Annotated in this window: 3 protein-coding genes; all 3 read right to left on the bottom strand. The window is 39.4% G+C overall.

Annotated elements, in window-relative coordinates:
- Positions 1-62 precede the first annotated feature (62 nt).
- Positions 63-1,517, bottom strand: coding sequence for a glycosyltransferase family 39 protein (locus LVD51_RS12475; protein ID WP_236971711.1), 1,455 nt, complete (start codon positions 1,515-1,517; stop codon positions 63-65).
- Between the two features lie 631 nt (positions 1,518-2,148).
- Positions 2,149-11,526 (bottom strand): hypothetical protein, encoded by a 9,378-nt coding sequence (locus tag LVD51_RS12470; protein WP_236971710.1) that lies wholly within the window; start codon positions 11,524-11,526, stop codon positions 2,149-2,151.
- Between the two features lie 33 nt (positions 11,527-11,559).
- Positions 11,560-12,051 (bottom strand): hypothetical protein (locus LVD51_RS12465; RefSeq protein ID WP_236971709.1); only part of this gene is annotated, 492 nt, incomplete at its 5' end.

Here is a 12,051-nt window from a genome sequence, read left to right as displayed (position 1 = left end):
ACAATTGCCTATACTTTAAGATAATAAAATCACATTATTGAGCATAATTTCCAAAAATCGTATTATTCAAATACATAAACATCAAATAAAGTCTCAAAATGATTCTTGCCAATTAATTTCAATGAATCTTCTAAGGTAGGTAGAATAGCATTGTTGGGATACGAAAAATTGGCTGCAGCATCGATATAAATAACCTTATCAAAGGTCTTAATTTTGTTAAAATCCAATCCTTTACTAGAAGAAATGGGAAAAATATTCTCTTCTCTCAAAACCTCCTTAAAGGCTTCATCATTCTGAAAATCCTCAGCGCGATTAAACCAATCTCGAGAATGGTGATATACATAGGATAAATGCAAATAATCTGGGCACATAAACACTATATTATTGGATTCCTTATTGAGCTCTTTTACATAACTCACCATTGATTTTACCTCGCGGTGATTGCTGGGATTCAGATCAATAGTAAACAACATTCCACCAAGACATAAAAAAGTCAATATTGACCTTAAATAACTTCTTTCCCTCCATATTTCAATCGAAAAAGCCAATAGAAAATAGAAACCAATGCCCGAATACAAAAGGTAACGATTTAAAAACAAAGGCATTACAAAAGAAAATAAAAACACCAATAAGACGGAAACTGGAAACCAAATAAAAATGACATATTGTTCTTTCGAAATAGATTCGAGTCTTTTCGATCTGATGGTCTTGATTAATGCTATCACCAATATCAATAGAAAAAATACAGCTATAACTGGTGCATTACTCATCTTGACAACGAGGGCATAAATCGGCTCTAACCCATTCGGAGGTTTTAGCCAAGTACCATCTTGGTGTACAGAATTTAACCTATTCAAAAAGTAACCAGCATAAGGCAAATAAAATCCAGCTGTTATCAAATAAGACCATAAATATGATTTTAAAAATAAAATCCGATACCCTCTAATCAATATAAATGCCAATCCTTGGATAAAAATGACGACAGTACCAAAGTAATGCGAGTATAACAATAACGAATTTACCAAAGCCAGTAAAAAAATACGACGGTAATTCTTTTGGCCATCTCCTAATTTGAAGAACAATAAAAAAGACCAAGTAGTCAGTAATGCAAAAAGTGCATACACCCTAGCTTCATGTGAAAAGAAAATAAAGAAATTGGATAACGTATAAAATCCAGCAGCAAGCAATCCAATCCTTTTGCTAAAAAACTGGACCCCAATCTGATAGATGATATAAACTGTGATCGAGGCAAAAACACAAGACAAAAATCGAACAGACATGGGTGAAATCCCAAATACAAAGGTCCACCCATGTAGAATTATTTCATATAAAGGTGGATTATTCCCTTTTACCAACTCTCCAAAAAGATGTGGTATTGACATCTGTGCATAAAAGATTGAGAAAGCCTCATCACCTACAACATTTTGCTTAGATAAAAACAACACTTTAGACACAAAATTCAGCCCTACCCAAAAAAGGCCAATCCATGTATTTTGATTTATTTGGATTTTTTTCATATTTATTCTTAACCCTATATTCCTTTTCCATTCAATACTAAATAAGGGGTTAGTCGTAATATGAAATGATGGAAGTCGTGAAAATAAAGAAAAAAATTGGATTTAATTAAATAATTAATAACCTGGGCTTATTTAATTTATATACAAATTCAATTAATTCCCCCAATATCAAAAGATCTAATATGAAATGAATTCTAAAAGGCATTACGGGCACCTAAATTGGGTGTCGTTAACACCATATCCATTTTCGAAATTTAGCTAACTCGCTTAAATTGAATAAAAAAAATGCCCAACACAAGTCTTAAATCTTGAGTTGGGCAGCCTCTATTAACTAGATTTTACAGTAATACTTAAATTGTATTAACGAAGACGCAAAGCCAACCCACTCACGACACCGAGGTCGTCTTCACTCATCCTATCGACGTTAAGTCGATTGGGTACTTTGTACTTCATTCCGTCATGTCTCTACGCGGAGGCGTGACTGCAACATAATTCGATAAATTTTTAGCCCCTGACTCTGGCCTTATCTTCTAATTTATTTATTTGAAGTAGAGACCCAAGATTTTGAGTCTCCACTTCTCATAAATCGCAGATTCCCGTTAATTAAAAATTTATTTCACACATCACTCCTTTATCTAATCAATATCATTGATCGCATAGATCTGTAATTTCCTGATTTCAATTGATAGAACAGAACTCCTGCTGTTGTACCCTCATCCAATCGGAATCTCACCTCATTGTATCCTTTGTGATAGAAAGCCTTTTCACTGTATAACAACCGACCTCGAACATCGAATACATTGAGCTCTGCCTCAGCATTATTCGGCAACTCAAATCCTACAATGGTCTCTCCAGTAAATGGATTCGGACGGTTCTGATACAATCGATATTTTCCACCAGTGGATGTATAGGATAAATTCACAGTCAATACCCTACCAGTACTCTGATAAGCTTCCGTCTCAACCACTCGACTGCTCATCCGCAATCCATCCCTCAATTCAAAAGTAGTTTTAGGACGCAATAACCAACTGAACAATACATCATCCTTCGACCCTGTTATTCCCTGGTAACTATGCCAGCTAAAGGTCACTTGGCCCGGAGCATAATGATAATAATTGTCCTCATCTACATTCAATCTTCCAGACACCACACCTACAATTTCAAATTTAACAGCATCATACTCCAGTGTATACTGCAGTCCAGTAACATCATCAAAGTCGGTTGACTTAATATCCATTTGATACAATTGTCCAGGATCCAATTCAATATCGGCTATTGTCAATTCTAATTCACCTTCAGCTCTCCTATTCGGACTCGATGGATCACTAGATTGATTCACATCACCAACTTTTACCGCTACGAATTCCACATTTCCATCCTCTATTACAGAACCATCTTCATACCATTCCAATCCAGTACCCTTGTCGTAGAATCGCCAGCTGCTATTGTTGCTCAAAGTTCGCTTGGGATTTAACACCAATTGTCTAAGCTCTAATACATCTTGGATCTCGACAATACCATTGTTGTTTACATCGGCTGCACTGATGCGGTAAGGACTAGACAATTTTTCCTTCTCCATAACATGCTTGTGAATAGATATCAAATCCAAAGTATTTACTCCTTCTGAATGATTGATATTCTTCCAAGGCGATACCATGACGGAATCTCCCGCTGCCAAAGTCATATTGAACTCTCCACTTGAAGACAATAGGTCTGCCATCTTAACCTCATCATTGACCACTGTCCTCATCTTCACATCTTGAACCGTACTACCTAATTCCGTTAAGATTCGGCCCTGTAATGATAGGGAATCCTCTTGGATCGGATTACAATCCCCAGACGTTTGAGCGATGATGGTTTGTACATATGTCAGAGAAGAAGGACTTCCTGATGCGCACCAATCTGATACCGTCCATACGATCTCATATTTAGTCAATTCCGGCTGTCCTACAATCTCATAGTTAAAGATTTCACGTCCAATAGCTATAGATTTGTCCAACACTTCTTCAAATAATGGCTTGACCTTCATTCGCCCTAAGGTATCGGGGAAATAACTATAGCTCAATTCTGATCCCAAACACAGCGGATCCTCCATACTGCCCAAGTTTTCTGGCAATTCTAACATGGATAAATCTAAATTACATCCTGCATTTATCTCTATAACCTGTTCCAATACCAATGTATCCGTTGAATTATCACAGTTGTTATAGATGAAAAAACGTCGTTTTATACGACCTTGTCGGCAATCGTCTAGATCTATCCATACATCCTGTCTCACTTCGCTGGCACAATTGTATCGTACATAACCATCTCTTCCTTCTTTAGTCAGTGTATCCAATACTGTTTTCGATTGAGATACATCTTTCCAATCCAAGGTACCGTCATGATTTTCAACACTTAACTTCTCACTTACTATTTCCTCTATACAAGAAATATCAGTATAGCTATAGCCTTCGGTTTTATACAACCACGCCTCATCTTCTCCATTATTTGACCAGGCTTCAATATTGTACTTACCAAATAGAGAATCCAACAACGAATAATCTCCACTTTCTAATACAGAGTCGAAAATCTCTTGATAAAACAATAAATACGCTTCACTCGATATCGATAGATCAGACAATGGTTGTAATACTTGGCCCTTAAATTCATCATTGACCGTTACATCTAACCAAGCTTTACTCCAATTGCAACAAACATCTAAGGCCAAATATTCCGTGGATACCTTATCACAGACATCGCTGCAGTTATATACCACTTCTTTGGTCCAACCTCCACCTAAGACATAGAGCTCTTCACCATATCCAACCTTTCCAAATAGATGATCAAACAATGTAATTAGGTCGCGTTTGTTTAGTGCATTTCCGTGTTCATCTACACCACCACATTGATCTCCTATAAATTCTGCCAAGGCAAACAACCATCCATGGACCACTTTTTCTCCACACTTGGAGCCATCTTCCCACATCCATCTTAAATCCTTCAAATAATGATTGCCCAACACATTCACATTAAATAATTTATCCAGTGCTTCTATATCGAATTCATCATTCACAGCCTCTGCAGGCAAGTTAATACCTTGAGCAGCCTGGATCAATTGGTTTTTATCTAATCCGAGATCACTTAAGATGTCCACATAATTTGAATATGCCTCTCCATTATTCAACACCTCACAGAATCCAATAAACAAACTATCCGATAAATAATCACTGCGACGTGCCAATGACATTTCAGTAGAACAATTATCATAACTACCCTCTGATATCGACGATGCTTTTAACCAACCGAATTCTCCTTCAAGAGACACTTCCAATTCATCATCGACCACCAAAATAGGCCCAGTACCATCTTCAATCTTCACAAATTTAGTCCATGAACTTTGGTTCCAACAGGAATCCGCTGCCTCATACTCAATCTCATAAAGATCTCCATCACAGCCAATAAATGGAAGAACAACAGGTTTACTTCGATGCTCATAAGTGAAGACCGTGCAACTATCTCCATTATCTAACACAATACGTCGACTGTGAGACAACTCTAATAATACCGACTGTCTTCCTAATCCAGTAACAACACTGGCCTTTACCTGAGCAATTCCTGAACATTGATCAATGACATCGATCGATGGAAGATATACTTTCACATCACATCCATGGTCAGTAATCGTGTAAATCGTCGGTTGACAGAATTCTGACGCCCTGGCATACTCATACTGTTGTCCCGATCGAATCGCAGCCTCTATTTCTTCTCCATCCCAATTACCTGATGGAACATCAATAGATTCACAACCTTCAAAAACGCTACCTATAGGATAGTTGAAATCGAAAATCGGTCCCATAGTATCCCATCGCTCTTCCCATCTGCTCAGTTCTATCTGCACTCGCTTATTATTGTCGCGATAATCATCCACCCAATCTGGATCACCATTGCTACAAGCCGCCATAGCATTCGATGCCGACTCACTGTTTGCCCAACAGGTCTGGGTTATTTTATAAGTAACCCCACCTTTCTGAGGACATTGTCCCGCCATCTCTTCTACCTTCGATGATATGGTTATTCCACAATGAACTCCTTCAGCCAAACACAATGTATCACATGAGGTTTCACTATATCCATCGGCAGTCAACGCTGGCAATACCACACCAATACATTGAGATGGCCCCTCTTCCATATACCCATCACAATAGCTTGTGAATGCCCCTCCATATAATTCAGGCCAGCCTCCTGCAAACCAATAAGGACTATTACCCGAACCATTGTAGAACCATGATGACAATACTTCCTCAAATTCTCCATTGGCCGACAATACCCTGTCTCCTTTTTCCATTACAATGTATGGATAGAAAGTATATCCACCTTCATTCTCAGGTAATATTTGGCCAGATTCAATCAAATCTAAAATACCATAGCCTAGTCTTTGCGATGACCACGTCGACAATAGATTATCTATATAGTCTCCATTTAAGATCTCACCTATTGTCACCACTTCTCCATTTGACTTGCGCAATATTTCACATGATAAATACTCTGATTCCAGCGATTGATCTATGGCTTTGTTCAAATGATCGATCATCAATTCTGTTGGCAATGCATAAACCAGTCCTCGTAGCTTACTATCAGGTAATTCATAATCATGCAATCCGATGGCTTGTTTCCATGAATTGTAACGCTTGTCTATTTTCTCTAAATTAAGGCGAGAATTCAAGTCGCAATAAATTCGATGTTCTGACGAATCGACAAATGAAGTAGGAAGAAGTTTAGGCAATTGCATAACCACTATGGTATCGTAAGCTGTACAAATATCATTTTGGTTCGTTATACCTTCCCACTGTCGATAAATAATCTTAGCAGTATCACTAGTACAATCAAAATCAGCATCAATCCATTCTCCTCCATATCTCAACTCAACTGATGATGAAGGTAAACACGGTCGTCTCAAAGACGGTCTAGGATATGCATCATCAAAAACATCAAGATTCAAAAACGGATCAATACAGTAAACCACAGTATCCAAATTCCCTTCGATAATACAACCTGAAGGTTTTTCCAACACTATCGTTGATTCACAATATCCACCACCACAATCATCCAACAAAAAAGTAACTCGAGCTGTAATCGTTCTACCCACATGCTCTGGTCTCAGTATGTTATTAGGAATAGGGATACCGGGTCCATAAAATAACTCTACTTTGTACAATTCAGGAGAAATACTCGCTATTCCATCATGAATTAACAACATTTCTGGAGTGACCAAAATTTCACAATTATCTCCAAATCCCATACTGATTCTTCCATGACAGTTTACAGGTAAACATGGAGATGGAATATCAGTACAAGCAGTATCTCGATCAACCGGTATAGCATTGTCTATTACTGCCATATTCGTTAAACCGCGGTTTTCATTAGATATCAGTCCATCTACACATTTTCCACTCTCTTTAGTAAAGGTTGCCGGATTAACAGTAAATACTACATCTATCATATACTCATCGACATCATAACTATCCACCAATTCGTTCATTACAATTTGATAGGCTGTATCACTAGGATTTGGATTCAAAATCGATGTTTGCAAACCATGGCTTCCTACATATTCAATCGAAATAGATTGAATATCTGCCCCAGCTCCGTATTTTAAAGTATCACTAAGATCATAGAATACTGCTATACCCATAGTATCTCTTACCGAAATCTTATAAGTAATTAAATACTCTAAGGTATTACCAGTAGGCAGTGGTCCTTCAACTATTGTTTTTATTAACTCCGCCCTTGGAATCGGTATCATTTGACAAGTCGTATCTCTAGCCAATGGTACAGCATCATTGATGACAGCTACATTGGTCAATCCACTATTGTCACCTCCATCATTAGTATAATCACAGTCAGCACTCTCCAGTGTCACTACATTAGGATCTATCATAAAGGTCACAGTCACATAGAAACTATCCACTTCAAAGTTTTCTATATACTCATCATCTACAATCTGGAATGATGTATTATTTGTATTCATAGTCACCAGATTCGTCTGTAAACCATTTGTACCGCCATAACTCACTTCCGCACTAAGGAAATCAGCTCCTAGTCCATACTTAACCGTATCGCTTAAGTCGTAGTAGGCTCTATACCCCGTAGTATCTTCTACCCGGATTACATAGGTGGTAGTAAACTCATTTACATTACCAGTTGGACTTGCACTTAATAATATCTCCTTCGTCATTAATACACCAGGTTTGGGTATTTCTTGACAAATCGTATCTCTATCCAATGGTACAGCATCATTAATGACGGCTACGTTGGTCAATCCACTATTGGCAGCACCTCCATCATTGCTATAATCACAGTCTGCACTTGCACCAGTTAACACATTAGGATCAACATTAAAGATCACTTCTACAAAGTAACTATCCACTTCAAAATTGACAACAGTCTCGTCGTTTACAATTTGGTATGCTGTGTCTGTTGGATTTACTGTAACAATATTAGTCTGTAAACCATTACTTCCTCCGTAACTTACCGTTGCACTTTCAAATTCAGCTCCTAAACCATATTTAATCGTATCGCTTAAGTCGTAGTAAGCCAGATTACCTGTCGTATCTTCTACACGAATCACATAAGTCGTTGTAAATTGATTCACTACACCTGTAGGTGTCGCTTCCACCAATATTTCCTTCGTCAACAATACACCTGGGAACGGAATCTCTCGACATACCGTATCTCTTTCCAACGGTACCGCATCGTTGATCACAGCTACGTTGGTTAATCCACTGTTACCTCCATTATCATTTGTGTAATCACAATCAGCACTCTCTGGCGTACCTATATTAGGATCAATACTAAAGATTACCACAACTTCAAAACTATCAACCTCAAAGTCTTCTACGATTTCATCGTCCACAATCTGATATGCTGTATCAGTTGTACTAGATGTAACGAGACCATTTTCCAAACTACTACTCCCTACATAATTAATAGTTGCACTGATAAAGTCTGCTCCTAAACCATACTTAATCGTATCACTTAAGTCATAGAAAGCTCTTGTACCTGTCGTATCTTCTACTCGGAGGACATAAGTCATAGTATATTCATTGATATTGCCCGTCGGAGTGGCTTCCACCAATACGTCCTTCGTCATCAATACTCCTGGCATTGGAATCTCTCTACATACCGTATCTCTATCCAATGGCACTGCATCATTGATCACAGCTACGTTGGTCAGGCCACTGTTCCCTCCACCGTCATTACTGTAATCGCAGTCAGCGCTCTCCGCAGTCAATATGTTGGGATCAATGCTAAAGATTACTTCTACATAGTAACTATCTACACCAAAGTCCTCGATATACTCGTCGTCTACAATTTGGTAGGCCGTATCCATTGGATTACTAGTAACAATACCAGTCTGTAATCCATCACCTCCGCCATAGGTCACCTCTGCACTGATAAAGTCAGCACCCAAACCATACTTAATCGTATCACTTAAATCGTAGTAGGCTCTTGTACCTGTAGTATCTTCTACTCGGATGACATAGGTCATGGTAAATTCATTCACATTACCGGTCGGTGTGGCTTCAGCCAATACATCCTTGGTCAACAATACTCCTGGCATCGGAATCTCTCTACATACCGTATCTCTATCCAATGGAACTGCATCATTGATCACAGCTACGTTGGTCAGACCACTGTTGGCTCCGAAATCGTTGGTGTAATCGCAGTCAGCACTCTCCGCAGTCAATATATTCGGATCTATGCTAAAGATTACTTCTACATAGAAGCTATCCACGCCAAAGTCCTCGATATATTCATCGTCTACGATTTGATAAGCCGTATCCATTGAATTACTAGTAACAATACCAGTCTGTAATCCATCACCTCCGCCATAGGTCACCTCTGCACTGATAAAGTCAGCTCCCAAGCCATACTTAATCGTGTCACTTAAGTCGTAGTAGGCTCTTGTACCTGTTGTATCTTCTACTCGGATGACATAGGTCATGGTAAATTCATTCACATTACCTGTAGGTGTGGCTTCAGCCAATACATCCTTCGTCAACAATACTCCTGGCATCGGAATCTCTCTACATACCGTATCCCTGTCCAACGGCACTGCATCATTGATCACAGCTACGTTGGTCAGACCACTATTCGCCCCACCATCATTGGTATAATCACAGTCTGCACTCTCCGCTGTCAATATATTCGGATCAATACTAAAGATTACTTCTACGTAGAAACTATCTACACCAAAGTCTTCGATATATTCATCATCCACGATCTGGTAAGCTGTATCCACAGGGTTGGCAGTAACTATACTGGTCTGTAAGTTATCACCGCCTCCATAGGTCACCTCTGCACTGATAAAGTCTGCACCCAAACCATACTTAATCGTATCACTTAAGTCGTAGTAAGCTCTAACACCTGTAGTATCTTCTACTCGGATGACATAAGTCATGGTAAACTCATTTACATTACCAGTTGGTGTGGCTTCTACCAATACATCCTTCGTCATCAATACTCCTGGCATCGGAATCTCTCTACATACCGTATCTCTATCCAATGGAACTGCATCATTGATCACGGCTACGTTGGTCAAACCACTGTTGGCCCCAAAATCGTTGGTGTAGTCACAGTCTGCACTTTCCGCTGTCAATATATTCGGATCAATGCTAAAGATTACCTCTACATAGAAACTATCCACCCCAAAGTCCTCGATATATTCATCATCTACGATCTGGTAGGCCGTATCCGTTGGATTGGCAGTAACTATACTGGTCTGTAAGTTATCATCTCCGCCATAAGTCACTTCCGCACTAATAAAATCTGCACCCAAGCCATACTTAATCGTGTCACTTAAGTCGTAGTATGCTCTTACACCTGTGGTATCTTCTACTCGGATGACATAAGTCATGGTAAATTCATTCACATTACCTGTAGGTGTGGCTTCAGCCAATACATCCTTCGTCAACAATACTCCTGGCATTGGAATCTCTCTACATACCGTATCTCTGTCCAATGGAACTGCATCATTGATCACGGCTACGTTGGTCAGACCACTATTTGCCCCAAAATCGTTATTGTAGTCACAGTCTGCACTCTCCGCTGTCAATGTATTCGGATCAATACTAAAGATTACCTCAACATAGAAGCTATCCACGCCAAAATCCTCGATATATTCATCATCGACTATCTGGTAGGCCGTATCCGTTGGATTGGCAGTAACTATACTGGTCTGTAAGTTATCATCTCCGCCATAAGTCACCTCTGCACTGATAAAGTCTGCACCCAAGCCGTACTTTATCGTGTCACTTAAGTCGTAGTAGGCTCTTACACCTGTGGTATCTTCTACTCGGATGACATAGGTCATGGTAAATTCATTCACATTACCAGTAGGTGTGGCTTCAGCCAATACATCCTTCGTCAACAATACTCCTGGCATCGGAATCTCTCTACATACCGTATCCCTATCCAATGGAACTGCATCATTGATCACAGCTACGTTGGTCAGACCACTATTCGCCCCAAAATCGTTATTGTAGTCACAGTCTGCACTTTCCGCTGTCAATATATTAGGATCAATACTAAAGATTACCTCTACATAGAAACTATCCACACCAAAGTCCTCGATATATTCATCATCGACAATCTGGTAGGCCGTATCTATAGGATTGGCATTTAATATACTGGTCTGTAAGTTATCATCCCCTCCATAGGTCACCTGTGCACTGATAAAGTCTGCACCCAAGCCGTACTTAATCGTGTCACTTAAGTCGTAGTAGGCTCTTACACCTGTGGTATCTTCTACTCGGATGACATAAGTCATGGTAAATTCATTCACGTTACCGGTAGGAGTAGCTTCAGCCAATACATCCTTTGTCATCAATACTCCTGGCATTGGAATCTCTCTACATACCGTATCCCTATCCAATGGAACTGCATCATTGATCACGGCCACGTTGGTCAGACCACTGTTGGCCCCAAAATCGTTGGTGTAGTCACAGTCTGCACTTTCCGCTGTCAATATATTAGGATCAATACTAAAGATTACCTCTACTTAGAAGCTATCCACACCAAAGTCCTCGATATATTCATCGTCTACTATCTGGTAAGCAGTATCCGTCGGATTGGCAGTAACTATACCAGTCTGTATGCCATCATCTCCGCCATAAGTCACTTCCGCACTGATAAAGTCTGCACCCAAGCCATACTTAATCGTATCACTTAAGTCGTAGTAAGCTCTCACACCTGTGGTATCTTCTACTCGGATGACATAGGTCATGGTAAATTCATTCACATTACCTGTAGGTGTGGCTTCAGCCAATACATCCTTCGTCAACAATACCCCTGGCATTGGAATCTCTCTACATACCGTATCCCTATCCAATGGAACTGCATCATTGATCACGGCTACGTTGGTCAAACCACTGTTACCTCCAAAATCGTTGGTGTAATCGCAGTCTGCACTCTCAGCTGTCAATATGTTTGGATCAATGCTAAAGATCACTTCCACATAAAAACTATCCACACCAAAGTCCTCAATATATTC

This window comes from Membranihabitans marinus (assembly GCF_021729155.1).
Lineage (GTDB): Bacteria > Bacteroidota > Bacteroidia > Chitinophagales > Saprospiraceae > Membranihabitans > Membranihabitans marinus.
Note: the sequence above shows the minus strand (reverse complement) of the source record. Positions and strands in the feature narration are given on the sequence as shown.

Coding starts and splice junctions, on each gene's coding strand:
- LVD51_RS12475 (WP_236971711.1), bottom strand. CDS start 1,517: ATGAAAAAAATCCAAATAAATCAAAATACATGGATTGGCCTTTTTTGG.